Origin of the sequence: Pseudomonas frederiksbergensis, from assembly GCF_001874645.1 — a bacterium.
Lineage (GTDB): Bacteria > Pseudomonadota > Gammaproteobacteria > Pseudomonadales > Pseudomonadaceae > Aquipseudomonas > Aquipseudomonas frederiksbergensis_B.
This window is the reverse complement of the sequence record NZ_CP017886.1, coordinates 318,974-335,613: the sequence shown is the minus strand read 5'-3', so window position 1 is coordinate 335,613 and position 16,640 is coordinate 318,974. Positions and strand designations below refer to the sequence as shown.

At 57.4% G+C, this 16,640-nt stretch carries 10 protein-coding genes; 3 read left to right on the top strand and 7 right to left on the bottom strand.

From position 1 onward, the window contains the following. Positions 1–43 precede the first annotated feature (43 nt). From BLL42_RS01480 to BLL42_RS30745, 4 genes are all read right to left on the bottom strand, one after another. On the bottom strand, positions 44–2,557 hold the full coding sequence (locus tag BLL42_RS01480; RefSeq protein ID WP_071555670.1) for a fimbria/pilus outer membrane usher protein: 2,514 nt from the start codon (positions 2,555–2,557) through the stop codon (positions 44–46). A 17-nt stretch (positions 2,558–2,574) separates the two neighbouring features. After that, on the bottom strand, positions 2,575–3,330 hold the full coding sequence (locus BLL42_RS01475) for a fimbrial biogenesis chaperone (protein ID WP_071550462.1): 756 nt from the start codon (positions 3,328–3,330) through the stop codon (positions 2,575–2,577). 81 nt (positions 3,331–3,411) lie between these two features. Then, positions 3,412–3,963, bottom strand: a complete 552-nt coding sequence (locus tag BLL42_RS01470) for a fimbrial protein (RefSeq protein ID WP_071550461.1) — start codon at positions 3,961–3,963, stop codon at positions 3,412–3,414. A gap of 255 nt (positions 3,964–4,218) precedes the next feature. After that, positions 4,219–8,589 carry an RHS repeat-associated core domain-containing protein gene (locus tag BLL42_RS30745; protein WP_071550460.1) on the bottom strand — a complete coding sequence of 1,457 codons (4,371 nt, stop codon included), beginning with the start codon at positions 8,587–8,589 and terminating at the stop codon, positions 4,219–4,221. On the opposite strand from BLL42_RS30745, the gene BLL42_RS01460 reads away from it, so the two are divergent. Beyond that, positions 8,588–10,978, top strand: coding sequence for an RHS repeat domain-containing protein (locus BLL42_RS01460; RefSeq protein ID WP_071550459.1), 2,391 nt, complete (start codon positions 8,588–8,590; stop codon positions 10,976–10,978). The two genes, BLL42_RS30745 and BLL42_RS01460, sit on opposite strands and share 2 nt — an antisense overlap. Before the next feature lie 52 nt (positions 10,979–11,030). On the opposite strand, the gene BLL42_RS01455 is transcribed toward BLL42_RS01460, so the two are convergent. Continuing rightward, a complete protein-coding gene (locus BLL42_RS01455) occupies positions 11,031–11,780 on the bottom strand; it encodes a response regulator (RefSeq protein WP_071550458.1) in 750 nt (249 codons plus the stop codon). A gap of 52 nt (positions 11,781–11,832) precedes the next feature. After that, positions 11,833–12,117 (bottom strand): LuxR family transcriptional regulator, encoded by a 285-nt coding sequence (locus tag BLL42_RS01450; RefSeq protein ID WP_071550457.1) that lies wholly within the window; start codon positions 12,115–12,117, stop codon positions 11,833–11,835. Positions 12,118–12,580: 463 nt separating this feature from the next. Here BLL42_RS01450 and BLL42_RS01445 point away from each other — a divergent pair, with 463 nt between their 5' ends. Together BLL42_RS01445 and BLL42_RS01440 are read left to right on the top strand one after the other, a co-directional pair. Further along, positions 12,581–13,774, top strand: a complete 1,194-nt coding sequence (locus BLL42_RS01445) for a pyridoxal phosphate-dependent aminotransferase (protein WP_071550456.1) — start codon at positions 12,581–12,583, stop codon at positions 13,772–13,774. A 142-nt stretch (positions 13,775–13,916) separates the two neighbouring features. Continuing rightward, complete coding sequence (locus tag BLL42_RS01440; protein ID WP_071550455.1) at positions 13,917–15,851, top strand: fibronectin type III domain-containing protein; 1,935 nt, start codon at positions 13,917–13,919, stop codon at positions 15,849–15,851. A 23-nt stretch (positions 15,852–15,874) separates the two neighbouring features. On the opposite strand, the gene BLL42_RS01435 is transcribed toward BLL42_RS01440, so the two are convergent. Then, entirely contained in the window at positions 15,875–16,516 is a 642-nt protein-coding gene (locus BLL42_RS01435; RefSeq protein WP_071550454.1) for a DUF1345 domain-containing protein, read from the bottom strand. Positions 16,517–16,640 lie beyond the last annotated feature (124 nt).

Below are 16,640 nucleotides of genomic sequence, written 5' to 3'. Positions count from 1 at the left end.
TGCACCGCAGGGTGCATCGAGTATGAGTAAACGAATGGCCGAGTCAGCGGCAAGTCAGGTCTTGAACCCGGTAGCCTTGCTCCGTGGGCATGTTCTGAACATTGAACTGCAGTTGGCACTGCTCGGTGGCGGCGTTGCCCCAGCTCACATTCAGGGTTTGCTGGCCATCGACAGTGCCCAGCAGCACTTGGCCGGCCTGGCCGACAACCCCGAGTACTTCGCCATCGGCATTGCTGACCTGAGCGCCGAAAGGCAAGGGCGCGCCTTGGCTATCACGTGTGGTCAACACCAGTCGTTGCACTGTCCGAGCGGGGAAAGTCGCTTTCACTACCGCGCCGCGACGCGGCACCACTTGGGTCACGCCGTTGTCGATCTCGACATTTGGATCGAGCTGGTTCGTATCGAGAATGACCCGGTTGACCCGGTAAGGCTGCAAGTAGGGGATCAAGGCATAACCGCGATCGTTGGTTTTGGCGCTGGAGGCATTCAGCAGACCGACCCCGGCGATATCCGGCACATGCACCAGGCCGCTGGTTTCACCCAGGTAGGCGCCGAATTCGACGCCGTCGGCGTGGGCCAGCAGCGCGCCATTGGCATTGAGTGAAAGGTTGTTGTAGGCGCTGCCTTGAGTGATGCCTGCGCCGACGCTGGCGACAGAAGTCTGATAACCCACTGCCAGCTCGCCGGTTTGTTGATGGCGTTCATTACTGGACACGGACGCCCGATAGTTGAGTCGATCGCCTTCGCCACGGCCCGACAGGGAAGCCCGCTGATTCAACTCGCCGCGATTTTCGCGCAGGTCGAAGGTGGCAGTGGTGGAGTTGCCAAAATCCAGCGGGAAGGAAACACTCAAGCCCAATTGTCGGTCGTTGGACTGCTCATCGTTCAGCGATTGCGAGGCATAAAGGCTGTAGTTGAGCGACTTGTAACGGCTGTTGAAATTGAATTGGAACTGACGCTGCTGATAATCGGATTGCCAGAAATCTTCCTGGGATAACGTCAGGCTCAACGAGCTGTCGGCTGCGATGTTTTGAAACACCGAGGCTTCGAGCAGGCTGCGTCGGCTGCCACGAAAACGCTGATCGGCACTGCGCTCACGCACCGCTTCGCTGAAGTCGCGATAGCCTTCGGTGGAGTAGCGATAACCGGCAAAGCGCAAGTTGGTGCGGGTTTCGAACGACTTGCCGTACTTGACGGCGTAGCTCATGCCCTGAACATTACGCCCGGCGTCCTTCAAGTCGATATCCGCGGAGGAACGTGTGACATCGAGCGACAACGCCCCTATGGAACCGAAATTCCTGCCGACACCGAACGTACCTGCCCGATAGAATTCATTGGCCATCAATCCACCGTAAAGCGTCGAATTCCATCCCGCGCCGGTGGCCAGGGTGCCTTGCCACAGCGATGTGTTTTCGGATGAGAAAGAGGGGGCGTTATAACGGCCCAGGCTGGTGCTGTAGCGCCATACGCCTTCACGCAACAGGTTGTTGAGCGTTGCATAGGGCTGGGTGAAACGCCGCACCTGACCATCGGCTTCGGTCAGGATGATTTCCAGTTCACCACTGCCGCCGCCGATTGTGAGGTCATCGATCTCATAGGGGCCCGGGCTGACGTAGCTGGAATAAATCGGGTAACCGTTCTGACGAATTTCCAGTCTGGCCCGGGTCTGCGCGACGCCGCGCACGACCGGCGCATAGTGTTGCTGTGAATCAGGCAGCATGCTCATGTCGGATGCAATCTGGATGCCCTTGATCGGCACGCTTTTGAATACTTCACCCGGTGTAAACGTCTCGCCCAGGGTCAGTTGTGAATACAGGCCGGGCAGATCACGTTGCAGATAGGTGTAGGCGCGAGTCCAGCTACGCTCGCCTTGCGAGTCGCTGCGAAAGGCGTTGTTGCTGCGCAAGCGCCAGGCACCCAGATTCAAACCACTGTTGAGGTAAAGATCCTGGCTGCTGTTGTGGCCCGACTGATTGCGGCCCTGTTGCGCAGAGGCCTGATAGTTGATGAACGCCGAGTTGATGCCGTAATCCCAGCGTTGAGGATCGACATAACCGATGGCATCCCGGCGCATGGCAATTTGCGGAATGGAAATAGAGAGAAGCAGTTTTCCGCCATCTAATTCAGTCAATGCGCCAGGCACCAGGCGCAGCAGATCAACGCATGAATCGGCCGGCATTTCAGGCGCGGCCAGGCTGTCGAGCCTGACGCCCATATCCTGGAGCAGTTGCCATGACAGGCAGGGTGAAAGCGCATCACCCTGAGGATTGGCGGTGAACTCAATTTCTCTCTGGTCGAAAAAACTGCGATTGACTTCGATGCTGACAAGGTAGCGTCCCGGCGCCAGATCCTGGCTTGCGGAGAGCGTTTTCAGGGCCAGCGCGCCAGCGTCGCCGGCATGGTTGCCCAGTTGGCGCATGAACGTGGATTGAAACTCCACGGGGGCATCCGCCAGGGCAGATTTGATATCCAGGAGCACCGAACTGGCACCGGTGAACATGACTATCGGGAGCAAGCGCTGCGCCACAGGCGTACGCCGGTGTGTGAAGGAGGGCATGGTGAACGTCCGCAATATTAGGAATCAAGGCCGACCGGCAGCGTCATGGGGGCTGTGTAGCCGCCGTAGTCGGTGATCACGGAAAAATTCACCTGCATGCCCGGCGTCGGCTTCAAGCCATCGAGTTCAAAGTGCTGGGTCGCCATGGGCTCTGCCATGGGCGTCTCTTTGAGCGTGACGGTCTGGCCATTGGCACGCAGTTCGACACGCACGAAAGACACGTGGAATGGACTTGGATTGATCACTTGCAGGCGAGGTTTGCCGTCGATGTGCTGGATCGACCAGCGCAGTTCTTGCAAGCGGTCCACTGGATTGCTCTTGATTTCGACCGGGCGGTAGAACAGCTTGATGCGGGTTCGAAGCGCGATGTTCAACTGGTTGGTATCGCTTGCTTGCAGTTGTGGCAACTCCTGAACATTGAAATAAAACAGTGATTCTCGATCATTGGGCAAGGTATTGGGAAGTCCGTTGATCTGCACGTGTTGCTCTTTGCCTGCATTCAATCGAAACAGCGGAGGGGATGCGATAAAAGGCACGGCAGTGGCTTGATCGTCGGCAGCCGTATTGACCCAGGTTTGTACGGCAAAAGGTTTATTGCTGGGGTTTGAAACGCTCAGCGATACATTGCGCTTGTCGCTGTCGAACACCACCCGGGTACTACTGATTGTTAAGGCTGCGTGGCTGTGTGGAACCCATAGGGTCAGAGCGCCGAACAACGCGCAGGACAAAATCCCGCACCTGACCTGGGCGGGGTGCTTAGTGAAGCCGAACATAATAAAAAAAATCCCTGTGTCGAAACATTGCATATAAACAACGGGCTGTAAGGCCCGTTGTTCTAAAACGGGTGCGTGTGATCAGTTAAGGCTGAGTGTGAACTCGACATCGGAGTCGGCTGGGCCAGGCGTTACGGTGGCTGCGGTGGCGATGTACATGGCGCTGAAGTCCATGAGCGTTGGGTCGGTCGCGTCCAGTTTGTAAACGACGGAGGTGTCACCGTTTTTGATGAAAGCGCCGCTGACGTCCTTGATGGCGACGGCGACACCTCTTGCTGGCGAGCCGTTCGGTTTGAGGCCGTAGTGGTCGCCACCGCCGCCGTAAACCGAGTTGAAGGTCACGGTTGCATCGAGTTTCAGAGGGTCCAGTACGCACGCGCTACCTGGCGTTACACGCATTTGAAAGGACCGTTCACCGGCGACGGTATTGACACCCTTGAAGGCGCTGGAATCAACCCAGCCCAGGGACACCAGGTTGCTGACGTTGCCGTTCTCAGGGTTGACGATTTCAATCGGGCAAGTGGCGCTGGAGATCTTGCCAGTGAAGTTGATACGACCATCGGCGGCGAATGCCGAAGTGGCGGCCAGGCCCATTGCAAGAGCCAATGGTAGTGCGAACAAAGATGTCTTCATGTAACAAATCCTTAGCTAGATCAAGTCCGGCTTTATTGCCCGAGACGATGCCGGAAGTGCTCACGATTGTTGTGAGTGGGGAGGGGGGTGGTGTCTCGGCGGCGGGAGTGTAGAGGGGAGGGTGGGGAGGGGATATGAGAGAACTCTCAGTGTTGGAGAGGTGGTGTTTGCAGATGTGTATCTGTTTCATGAAATAAAACGGGCTCCTGTTTCGAAAGAAGGAGCCCGTGGTTTTCTTTGTTTTCTAGCGTAGGCTTAAGGATGTATGCGCAGGACCAGATTATTAGAAATTATGTCTCGGGTGCTGGCAATATTTAAACTTAGATCGTGAGAAATATCACCGGTTATATTCGCCTCCACCCTATTTCCACCGTCTCCCACGTACCCAGTTGCCTTACGAGTGTCTATATCTCTTTGGCGATCTGTCCAGTTGTATCCAGAGCTGCGTTCACGCGTACCAAAAGCAGAATTGGAAGTTGTATCAGTAACTTGAGCCGCTGGCCTTCTGGGTGGTGGTACGGAAGTTGCCGGAATGTTCGGCGTCGCGCCTGCAGGCCCCGGAACTCCTTGAGGTCCGCGACGCCCTGGAGCTCCCGGCACTCCCTGTGCTCCCTGAGGCCCAGTTGCCCCCGCAGGTCCAGCAGGCCCCGGAACTCCAGGCGCACCCCGCGCACCCTGCGGCCAAGGCGTTCCATTTGCTGCGCCCGGGGCAAAATGATTCCCGCTAGCAGCTAATGCGTCTCTAGCGTTGACCAACTTCGCATTTCTGGCAGCCTTGGCAGCAGTACTGAGGGCCCTCCCAAGGAAGATCCCGCCCAACGCAACGTCTGCCCCGCCGGAGATCAGGGAACTCGTGGTGTGTTTTTCACGGTCTGTCAATTTGGTAGCGGTATTACCCATGACGCCTTCATAGATGCCATAGCCGCCACCACCAAGACCAATCGTTGTAGACGTGATACTGAATGCAATAGCCCCTGCGCCAACTGGCGGAGCCACCACCACCGCTGCGATGGTCAGTCCGATACCGATGGCCGACAAAATCGCACCCCCCACCCCACCCCAGTTAACCCCCCGGTTGGCATGCCCCGTCGGGTCGGTATTGTTGATTGGGTCGCCCGTGCAGTATGTGTAACAGTTGAACCCGCCGGCACCGAAGGGGCTCAACGAGTCCGGACTATGGAAGCACCTCAGCGTCGGGTTGTAAGCCCGGTAGCCGACCCCCAGCAAGTACCAGCCGCTCTGTTCGTCACGCACTTCGCCGTTGAAGCCAAGCAGGCATTTCAACTCGTCGTCCGGGTTGCGTTCGCCATAGGCGCCATAAACCGCTTTACGCAGTTCATTCCGATCACTTTCCGCCAGCACACTGTTTTTACCATCCGTCAACAGTAGCAAAGCCTGCTGCGGATCATCCTGCTCTTGCTGGCCCAGGGGCTGATCGCCGACGTACAGATAATCGATTTTCTGGTTGCCCTGTTCGGTGCGGCTAAGGCGATCATCCTGATAAAAGCGCAGGGTTTCAGCCTGTGTGCCCCGGGTGACACCCAGCAAATGGTTGTGAGCGTCATAGCGGTACTGGCTGACGACTTTGCCGCCACTGTCGGTGACCCGAAGCAATCGGCTCTGGGAGTCGTAGTGCAGTGTCTGGCCGGTTTCATCGTGCAGCAGGTTGCCATCCTTGTCGTAATCAAGCTTGAAACTGGCCGGGTAGTCGGGGTGGTTGTGGGTGACTTCGACCTTTTGGCAAGGATCGTTCGCAGAGAAATAGCTGATGGCGTCGTCACGTTTACCGTCGGCAAACAGCGTGTAGACCCCGGTCATATTGTCGAGTGCGTCGAACTCGAACAGCTGCTCCTTGATGGCGTTGCCGTATTGATCCTGAGGCAGGGCAGGGCCTTCACAGTTATAGGCCACCATGCGCCCGCGCGGGTCATAATCGAAGGTTTCCTGTAACTCGGTCTGGCCACCCACTTGCAAGTGACGAACCTGTAGCTTGCTGTCATCGCGGTAGGTTTGACTGATGGTTTGCTCCGGGTGACCGTCAAGCGCCATCAGCCGAGTGATTTCCCGGCCTTGTTCGTCATAGGTCAGGGTGGTTTTCAAGGCCTGCCCGGTGTGTGTATTGCGGGTGGTGGTTTCGCTCACCTGGCCCAGGTTGTCGTACTCGAAGGCGGCGACCAGTTGGCCTTGAGTGAGGGTCTTGAGTCGGGCGATTGCGTCATAGGTATAGCTGCAGACCAGTCCATTGGCGTCCAGACGGGTGAGCGGACGTCCGTTGAGGGTCTGGGTGTAGCGGGTTTCCCATTGTTTGCCGGAGCGCGCCTCTTTCCACAACTCCTTGAGTAACTGACCGTTGGCGTTGTAGTTGAAGGTATGCTCGCCCTGGGTGTTTTGCGACAAGGTCAGTTGCGCACTCCGCACGTCGTAGTTGAAACTCGACTGCTCATCCGGAGCAATACTTCCGACCGGCGTGCCCACTAGCCCCGGCTTGTACTCGTAGGTGATCTCCTGGTTGCTGGCGGTGGTCATCTTGCTCACCTGGGATTGCCCGCCGCGATACTCGAACGCCTGAATACGCTGCCCGACTTCCAGCGTCGTGCGGCGTTCAAGGCCGTCAAAGGTCTGGGCGCCAACACTAACAGGCCCTGCCGGGCCGACAACGCGCAGGTCGATAGGCAGCTCACCGGCACTGTGAGCGGCGTAGGTGCGGCGCACTTCGGTGTAGTCCGGCAAAATCGTGGCTTGCACCCGGGCAAACAGATCGAACTCGAAGCGGGTGGACTCGCCCATTTCGTTGGTCTGTTCTACACAGTTACCCAAGCCGTCATACAGATATTCACTGGTGCTGACGACCTTGTCCTGGGCATCCAGCGCCTCGATCCTGTCTTCTTTGCCGAAGCGGTTGATGGTCGTGCGGCTTTTACCGCTGACCTTGATCGGCGCCACGGTACTTTCAGTCCAGCTGCGCAAGGTTTGCGTCGGCGGGTTGGTTTCGGTGATCTGCGCCACGCCATCGGCTCCGATCACCTTGTATTGCTCGCCCCAGGCGTCGTAATGGATGTGGCTGGTCAAGGGCTTGTCGGTGGCGCCCTCCCAGTCGATGATGGTTTCGCGGATCAACTGCCCAAGGTTGTTATAGGTCGCGTTGTAGGTTTCGCGAAACGCTTGCGGATTGCCGCCCAGGGCATCGGCGTCCTGGCGCTCTTCCTTGATGACCCGATTGTGGCCGTCCAGCCAGGTGATGGTTTTGACGCCCTTGACGTCTGTGGCGGTTTGAAAGGCCTGTTGACCCTCAACGCCATCGGTGAGCATGTAGGTATAGACGCGGCTGGCTTTGTAGTCATCGGAGTCAGGCGCGACGATTTCTTCTATCACCCGGCCGAGCCGGTCATAGGCGTAGGCGATCCGGGCGTCGTTGTCGTCCTGGCTGAGCAGCTTTTGCCCGTTCAGCAGTGAGTGTTCCTGGGTGATGACTTTGCGTATGGGCTTGCCTGGCGTGTCATCGAACCCGATCAGTTCGCTCTCCGTGCGCATGACCATAGTCTGCGCCCTGGCGTTGCGCGTAATGCCGTACTTGTACAGGGTAGTCGTCAGGGTTTCGGCACGGCCATGCAGCGTTTGCGTCATCCGTTGGATGAGTCCGTGGGTCAATGGATTGGCGGGCGTGCTGAGGTACTCATGGGTCAGCAGTCGTAACTCCGTTGCAGTATTGGCATCGACAATGTTCAGCAATGTTTCATCGCGCAGTGCCAACCAAGGCCCGCTGCCGGTCAGGCCCAATTGCGCGGTGTAGGTGTAGCGGGTTTGCAGGGTTGGCGCATCGCCAAACTTCGACGGGGCGGGTGTCACGGTCTTGCTCTTGAGGTTGCGCACAAATCCCTGCGGATCGGCCGGGCAACCGACCTCGGCCTGTGCCTGGTACCACTCGCTGGTTTCGGTGACGCCGTTGGCGTTGACCTGGGTCAGCAGGTTGCCGAAGTTGTCGTAGGTGGTGGTGGTAACTTCTGCGTGCCGGGGCACCGTGGCACTGGCGTGGCGCCAGGTCTGGGTCACGGTTTTTGGCAGCTGGCAAAAAGGTGGCTGGTCCTTGAAGTCCAGGCTCGGATCGAAGTGGTAGTCGGTTGCGGTGGTCTGCAGGGTATTTTTCGCCGGATCGCTGCTGTATTGCGTGGTTTCTTCCAGGGTCAACAGATGCAGGCGGTTGAACACCCGTTTTGTTTCACGCACCGCTTTGCCGGCCGAGGCGTCCCAGAGGATTTCTTTGGTTTCGTACTCATACGCGGAGCGCACTTTATAAAGGTTGTCCAGGCCATCGTCGCTCCAGGACAGACCGCTGCCGAAGCCCACAAAGTTACGGTCCTGGGCGTCGTACTCGTAACGGGTTTCGCTGGCTGGCTGGCCGAAACCGGGGTCGCGCACGTGGGCTTGCACCCGTGGCAGGGTACGCCCGGCCACGCCCGGAAAGTAATGCGGGCGGCCCGAATAAGTAACGGTCTCATGGCCGCCGGTGGGGGTGTAGACATGCTTGAGGCAGGTCAGCCCGCTCTCGGGGACATAGTCGAAACGCCAGGAAGCCTTGTCGTCGGTCGGCAGCACCAGGCTTCTACTCTCGCCGCGGCTCGAAGGCATGGGTAAAACCGTCACGTCCAATAACCTGTTCGACAAGCCCGACAGCGTCAGACGTATCGACCTGAGCGGCCAGCAGATCAGCGAGCATGTTTATCAATACGACGGGGCGGGGCGTACCGCCGAGGAGTACGACGCTGCCGGCAACTGGACACGTTATGAGTACGATGGTTTTGATCGAATGACCAAAACCGTGTTGCCGGACAGCAACGAAGTCGAGCGCCAGTATGCCGGGCACAGCAGCGAAGACCTTCCGGTGAAGATCAGTGTCAACGGTGTTGCGCTGGGGGAACAGGGTTTTGACGGGCTCGATCGGATGACCGTGTCCATTACCGGCGGGCGGAAAAGTGTCTATACCTTCGACCCGGGACAAAGCCAGCCGAAAAGCGTCAAGCGTCCCAGCGGGGTGGAAACCGGTTACGTGTATCGGCCGGAGCTGGGCGAAGATCCAGAACAGCGGATTGCGCTGGAGAGTACCGCGATCTTTACCTATGACGCCCAGAACGCGCGTCTGAAGACCACTGAAGAAGTTGACCCGTCAGGCATCAAACATAGCCTTGCACGTGAGTATTTCAGCACCGGTGAACTGAAAAGTGAACGCCGTGAGCAGACCGGCGAAGTCACGCGGGTCATGTATTACGAGTACAGCCGGCAGGCACGCTTGATGAGGTATACCGATGTCCTCGGGCAATCCCAGGAGTATGAATACAACGCACGTGCCCAGTTGATCGCCACCCGTCTTGGGGACACACGCTCGACATTCATCTATGACGATCTGGCGCAACTCAAGACGATTGAAACCGTCGATGGAGCGCAGCGGCTGAAGATCGACCTTGAGTACGATGATTTTGGCCGTGAGGTGCTGCGTACATTCGACCTGGGCAATCAGATCACACAAACCCTGAGCCAGACCTACGACGAGGTGGACAGGCTGACTCAGCGCACGTTGATGCAGGGCAGCGGGACGTTGCGTGACGAAACCTACGCTTATGACGAACGCGGACGCCTGGTCGACTACAACTGCAGAGGCAGTCAACTGCCAGAAGACCCTTATGGCAAAGTCATCAAGGGCCAGCTTTTTGGTTTTGATGCGCAGGACAATCTGGACTTTGTGGAGACCACCTTTGACGGCGGCCGTCATTCGATCTACTTCGAATACACGAACGCCGACGATCCTTGCCAGTTGACCGCGCTCACCAATCAATTGAGTCCGGCGCTACCTGGCGATCCGCTTTATCCGCCTAGAATCGACTTTACGTACGACGCCGACGGGAATCTGCTGCGCGACGAAGTCGGTCGTATTTTGGGTTACGACAGCCTGGGGCGTCTGATCAGCGTCAGCGCCCAGGCTGGTGAAACGGCCACCGACTATCACTATGACTCGCTGGACACGCTTAGCGGCCTTGGCACTTCTGGCGGCAATGAACAGCGTTTTTACCAGGGCGGTGAATTGGCCAACCAGATCAAGGGTGCCAACAACAGTACCTTTGTAAGAGCCGACGGGATTGTGCTCGCCGAGCTCCAGGCAGGTGCTGGCCCAAAGTCCCTGTTGCTGGCCAGTGATGACAAGAACAGCGTGCTGTGCGAACTCAGCCAGGATGGGCGTAGCGAAGTGGTGTATTCGGCGTACGGCCATCGTGGGGCTGACCCGGCCGTGAGCGGTCATTTGGGTTACAACGGCGAACGACGGGAAGCGCAAACCGGGTGGTACTTGTTGGGTAATGGGTATCGGGCGTTCAATCCGTTGTTGATGCGGTTTCATGGCCCCGATAGCTGGAGCCCGTTTGGTGTCGGGGGATTGAATGCGTATATGTATTGTTTGGGGAATCCGGTTCGATTCAAGGATGAAACAGGGCACTCAGTTTTTTCCAGGCTTGCTATGTTGTTTATGTACGCTGGCGGCGACGATGTAGTCGGAGCGGTGGCCAGTAGGGTTGGTTCAAATGCCGCGAAAACAGCAGGCCGTGGTTCTCGACAATTAGTGAACGTCACCGATGAGTTGGGAAAACTTTCTGTGTCTACTCGACCTTCAAGACCAACCGTGCGTCAGCCTTCGGCAAGGGCCCGTTCTATAACACCGGACTATTCGCGTTCTCCTGAACGCGCTCCACAAACCTTGGCCAGAGAGGCGCGTCTCGATAGATATGTCGCACCCAACTCTTCACAGGAAACATTCGATATGGCATTCAAGCAGGCGAAAGTTAAAAATCCAGCTATTGAAATGCCAGTCACTAATACATCAACTAAGCAAAAAGTTTCAACTCAGATCTCTGACAAAAAATCGCCCAGACCAAAACAACCGGCACCAATAACTGAACAGCAGAAGCAGAAAGAAGCTTGGGAGAAAAAGAATCGAATCGAAGAAATCAGGAAAAACGACAGCAGGTTTTAAACCCTAATTATCGAGATACCCACTCGAGCAAGTTCGTTGTGTTGTAGAGGACTCACCCCCACAATCCACTCACCCGCGCAAACTCCACCAACCCACCGTCATGGCCAAGTCCCAACTTGTCCATGGCGGTGCGTTTTTGTCGGCTGATGGTTTTTTCGCTGCGGTTCAGTTGCGCCGCGATCTGCCGGCCTGACAAGCCCTGAACAAACAGTCGGACCACTTCCAGTTCTCGCTCGGAAAGGCTCACCAATGGCGCGCCAGTGCTGGAGGAGGGCAGGCACTGGGCCTTCAGGATCCCGGCAAACGTAGGGCACAGGTGTCGACGCCCCTTGATCACCGTTTGTACTGCCTGTTTCAGCTCGCCCATGGGGCTGCGCTTGTCGAACACGCCGCTCACGCCGGTGTTGAGCAACGCTTGCAACAACGAAGGATTACGCAGCATGGTCATCACGATCAGCGGAATGTGCCCGAAATGACGCCTCAAGTACCCGATCAGCGCCAGACCATCGGGGAAACGCCCGTAGGGCATCGAGTAGTCGCTGATCACCAGGTCACACGGCGTGCGTTCCAGGTGCTCGATGAGTTCATCGGCGTTGCTGGCCAGTGCGACAATGGAGAACGTCGATTTGCAAGACGCACGCAGGGCCATTTCAGCCCCCATCAGCACCACCGGATGGTCATCGGCGAGGATGATGCGCAGCGGTTGGTAGGGGCGATGCCTGTGCGACACGGGCGTATCGTCACAGGCATGGTCGCGGGAGAGGTGAGACGGTGTGGGGCGGGGCGTCTGTTCCAGCTTCATGAAAAATCTCAACAAGGGTCAATGACACGCTGACCGCTGAAGAGAGACCGATTCAAGACGATTGGATCAAGCCTTGTTCCAGCGCCTTGGCCATGGCGGCCCAGCGCGATCTCACGCCGAATTTTCGACGGATATTGCAAAAGTGGTAATTCACGCCAGCCTCGCTGCAGCTGCAGATCTGGGCGATTTCCCAGGACGACTTACCGGCCACGCCCCACGTCAAGACTTCTTTTTCCCTGGCCGTCAGCGTGATCGCCTCGGGTGGCGGGGGTTGCTGTGGCTGGAGGTTGACCGGGGCTGGCGATGATCGAACTGAAGCAGTTGTGGAACGGTACATAAGCGAATCTCCCATTCATCATCATTGACGGCGTGGGCGCGGCGCAATCTTCCTGTTTCTTAAGGGTGGGGTCCGCGCGACCGACCTTCAGGTACCTGTACGGGCTGAAAGCACGGTTTTCTTATATCGCGATTTCTCAACCTTGGAACCTGTCACAAATTACAGGTGGCGTACTTTAATCAGGCGCTATGGAAACGGCTGTAGGAGCAAGTGCTCGAGATTTGTAGGAGTTGTCTGTGAGTTTCTCGGTCTTACGGATAAGCGCTAATTTTCTGATTAGGCGAGATTTTTATCCTCGGTGAAGGCGAGAAAGAGGATGTAGGACGTTGCGCGAAAAATGCCTGAGCTGCCGTTTTCTGTCGATCGGCGTGGCGTGTCCGTCCGTCGATTTAAAACGCCAGGCTGCCGCGTTTGGCAATTTGAGATAGGGTTTAGGCTGGGAACCCGCGCGACAGGAGAACACATGCGCTACTCAGCGTTGACCCAACGCATCGCCGGTGACGGAGCGGCGGCGTGGCAGATTCATGATCGAGCGCTGGAATTGCGCGAGCAGGGTGTCGACGTATTGCTGCTGTCGATCGGTGATCCTGACTTTGATACACCTGCGCCCATTGTCCGGGCCGCCATCGACAGCCTGGTGGCGGGTGACACTCACTATCCGCCCGTACGCGGCACTCAAGGGCTGCGCGACAGCATCGCCCGTCGCCATCGACGCCGCAGTGGTCAGGCGGTGAGTGCCGATCACATCATCGTCATGCCCGGCGCCCAGTGTGCGGTGTATTCCGTGGCGCAATGCCTGCTCGATCCGGGCGATGAAGTGATCATCGCCGAACCGATGTACGTGACGTATGAAGGCGTGTTCGGTGCCATTGGGGTGAAAGTGCTGCCAGTGGCGGTGCGCCCGCAGAACGGTTTCCGGGTCGATCCGGCGGATGTCGCGGCACTCATCACCCCGAAAACCCGCGCGATCCTGCTCAACAGCCCGAACAATCCTTCCGGCGCCAGCTTACCGCTGAGGGTCTGGCAGGCACTGGCATCGCTGTGTATTCGTCACGACCTGTGGCTGATCAGCGACGAGGTCTACAGCGATTTGCTGTATGAGGGCGAGCACATCAGCCCGGCCAGCCTGCCGGGCATGGCCGAGCGTACGGCGACCATCAACAGCCTGTCCAAGTCCCACGCCATGAGCGGCTGGCGGGTCGGATGGGTGATAGGCCCCAAAACCCTGGCCGATCATCTGGAGCACCTGTCGTTGTGCATGTTGTTCGGCATTCCAGAGTTCATTCAGAACGCCGCGCAATGGGCGCTGGACGAGGATTTGCCGGAAGTGGCGCTGATGCGTGAGGAATATCGCCAGCGGCGCGACCTGGTGTGCGCCAGTTTGAGTGATTGTCCGGGCATCCGGCCGATCCGCCCCGATGGCGGGATGTTCGTGATGGTCGATGTACGGCAGACAGGGCTGACGGCCCAGCACTTCGCCGAGCGGCTGCTGGAAGGTTATGGGGTGTCGGTACTGGCCGGTGAAGCATTCGGGCCGAGTGCGGCGGGGCATATTCGCTTGGGCCTGGTGGTGGATCGCAGGAAACTGGCGGACGCCTGTCGACGCATTGCCTTGTGCGCGGCGGATTTGCTGGAGTCGCGGGTGGGTTTTGGTTAAACCGTACCGTGCTGGATCAGGACTTGACTGCACTCGGTAGCATGGAAAACCAGCGCCCGCCACTAACAGTTCTGTCAGTGGTGAGTTGGCACCCAGAGGCTTTTAATGGGAGGCGCGGCAACCATCGCTGCGGAGATACTTGATGAGCGAAGATAAAGAGGGGACCGGCGCAGAGATCATGGGTATTGAGACGCCCACTATCGTAGTGTCTGCTGCGCCGGGCGCCATCAAGCTCAATTGGGCCTACGGAGCGGCGGGCACGGACAACGACACCCTTATTGTTTGGTGGTGCGGTGGCGAGGAGATCGATAGGTATTATGTCCAGAGCGGTTTAAAGAGCTATGTAATCAATAACCTCTTACCCGAGACGCTTTACCGTGTCTTCGCCTACGGAGTCAGGGAAGGCGTGGAGTCAAATCCCACCTGGAAGGACATCACTACCCAGGCCATCGTCTCCCCGCCGCAAAGCCCTACCAATCTCGTCGCGTTTCCACAGCTCAGTTTGATGGACCTGAAATGGTCACCCTCCATCAATGCATCAAGCTACAAGATCAGTTTTGGACGTGCCCCCAACTCGCAGGACGGCCGCACCGAAACATCAATCGATCCAAAACATTGCTTCGATAGATTGTTGTCAGACACCAGCTACTGGTTTGAGGTTGTTGCGGTAAACAATGCTGGCGAATCGGAGCCGACGCGCGTTATAGAGAGGACACTCAAGTATACCGAGCCTCCTGTTCCCGAGCCCCCCGAAACTCCCGGTAACCTTCAGGCTGCGCCAGCGATTACCACGATGCAGCTGCAATGGTCGGCTTCCGCGCGCGCAACCGGTTATGTCATCAGCTATTGGGCCGAGCCCGGCGGCACGACCTTCACGATCGATACGCGGTTGCTGACTGAAGCGTTGGAAAAATTGACTGCCAATACGCTTTATGCGGTACAGGTCGTCGCTGTCAACGCTTATGGTGAATCGTCTGCCGCATCTACCACTGTGAGGACGCTGGCCGGCAATCCACTAAAACCATACCCATTCAATGAAGAAGTCCATTTCAGTGAAGTGAAGCTGACTTGGGGGGGAGGGGCGCCAGAATATGAGGTCTACTGGGGGCTGGTTAATCAATATCCGGCAGTCATCGGGTGTTATCTCACCACCCGTAACGAAGATACATTTCAGGATTTGCTGCCTGATACGAGATATTTCTTCCACGTCCGAGCAAAAAATGGCAGTGCTTATTCGGTGGCGGCGACGAAAACGCTCGACATCGGGCCAGACAGAACGCAACCGCGAAATGTGCGAGATTCCGGTCGAACGTTCTCTGACGTTTGGCTGACGTGGGATATGCCAGAAGATTCCGCCTTTCTGATGGGCTACGAAATAACCTGTCCCGATATCCCAATCATTCAAACCACCCAACCGGAGTGTATCGTCACGGGCCTGATCCCTGAAAAGGCATATGTGTTCACGATACAGCCACGCCAACCTCCTGACCGGCGTCCGGCACTTACGGCGTCCATCAGCGTGAAGACCCATGACTATGTGCCACCTTCCCGTCCGCAGCGGATCAAACTCACTCCGTTGACACTCGACAGTGCAGAATTGAGCTGGATGGCGTCGGAAGACAATGTGGGTGTCACTGGCTATGAAGTCCGTCGTAATGGCGTTGCCTGGGTGAGGGCCAACGGAACCTCGCATACCATCAACGGCCTGGTTGATGGCGTCATTGATACCTTCGAGGTACGTGCCAGCGACGCTGCCAATAATTTGTCCCGGAGCGCTTACCTCACTCATAAATACAGCCAGCCATTGTTACCTGGTGCGCCGACCAACTTCCGGGTAAAAACGGGGCTTGTTCCTCTTCTGGAGTGGGATAGACCGAACGGACCCGTCAGTCCGGACGGTTACAAAATCGCCATTACTGGCCCGCAAGGAACTGTATTGCCCTATGAGTCAATCAAAGAAAGCCTGGCTCCTGTATTGCTGCCGCTCACTCGATACGATGTGGAGATTGTGGCGTACAACAACCATGGCAACTCACCCGCGTTAAGAGGGGTGATACCGGTTTCTGCCGGGGAGTAGTGTTTGAAAAATCAGTGCAGCCCTCAGCTGAACAACCCCGCGGCGATGTTGATCGAAAACCCGAGGATGGCCGTGTTGAACAGAAAACCGATCAGGGACTGGGCCAGCACGATCTTGCGCAAACCAGGGGTGGCGACCCCGACATCGGAGGTCTGCACCGCCACGCCGATGGTGAACGAGAAGTACAGGAAGTCCCAGTAGTTGGGGGTCAGCAGGCCTTCGGCAAAACGCAGTGCCGGGTCCTTGCCGTTCCAGGTGTAGAACAGCCGTGCGTAGTGCACGCTGAAGATCACCCCGACCAATAACCATGAACCGATCACTGTCATTCCGGTGAAGCCGTAGTGCAATAACCTTCGGCTGGTTTCCAGGTCCTTGCTGCCGGCCAGTTCCAGGGTGATGGTGGCGAGGCTGGCAATCGCCGCTATGCAGACAATCAGCAGCACCATCCCGGCGTTTTCATCCTCGACTTCGGCAATGCGTTTGACGTCATCGGCACGCGCACGCACGGTCAGCCAGAGCATCAACACCAGATAGGTCCAGACACCGGCATTCCAGCCGATCAGAATTTTGCTGATGAGTGAGTCGGCGGGCGCCAGGATGCTGACCGTCACCCCCAGCAAAGTGGCGGCGGTCAGGCGAGGGTGGGTGCGCAGGAGGTGTGGCATGGAGGCTCACTTTGGCAAGACGTCGTTGCACCATAGCGCACACGACAGGGCTTTTGTAGGCGCTGGCGAAGCCTGCGATCTTTTGCCTTTGACGGTGGCGCCGAAGAACAAGATCAAAAGATCG

Coding starts and splice junctions, on each gene's coding strand:
- BLL42_RS01480 (WP_071555670.1), bottom strand. CDS start 2,557: ATGCCCTCCTTCACACACCGGCGTACGCCTGTGGCGCAGCGCTTGCTC.
- BLL42_RS01475 (WP_071550462.1), bottom strand. CDS start 3,330: ATGTTCGGCTTCACTAAGCACCCCGCCCAGGTCAGGTGCGGGATTTTG.
- BLL42_RS01470 (WP_071550461.1), bottom strand. CDS start 3,963: ATGAAGACATCTTTGTTCGCACTACCATTGGCTCTTGCAATGGGCCTG.
- BLL42_RS01460 (WP_071550459.1), top strand. CDS start 8,588: ATGGGTAAAACCGTCACGTCCAATAACCTGTTCGACAAGCCCGACAGC.
- BLL42_RS30745 (WP_071550460.1), bottom strand. CDS start 8,589: ATGCCTTCGAGCCGCGGCGAGAGTAGAAGCCTGGTGCTGCCGACCGAC.
- BLL42_RS01455 (WP_071550458.1), bottom strand. CDS start 11,780: ATGAAGCTGGAACAGACGCCCCGCCCCACACCGTCTCACCTCTCCCGC.
- BLL42_RS01450 (WP_071550457.1), bottom strand. CDS start 12,117: ATGTACCGTTCCACAACTGCTTCAGTTCGATCATCGCCAGCCCCGGTC.
- BLL42_RS01445 (WP_071550456.1), top strand. CDS start 12,581: ATGCGCTACTCAGCGTTGACCCAACGCATCGCCGGTGACGGAGCGGCG.
- BLL42_RS01440 (WP_071550455.1), top strand. CDS start 13,917: ATGAGCGAAGATAAAGAGGGGACCGGCGCAGAGATCATGGGTATTGAG.
- BLL42_RS01435 (WP_071550454.1), bottom strand. CDS start 16,516: ATGCCACACCTCCTGCGCACCCACCCTCGCCTGACCGCCGCCACTTTG.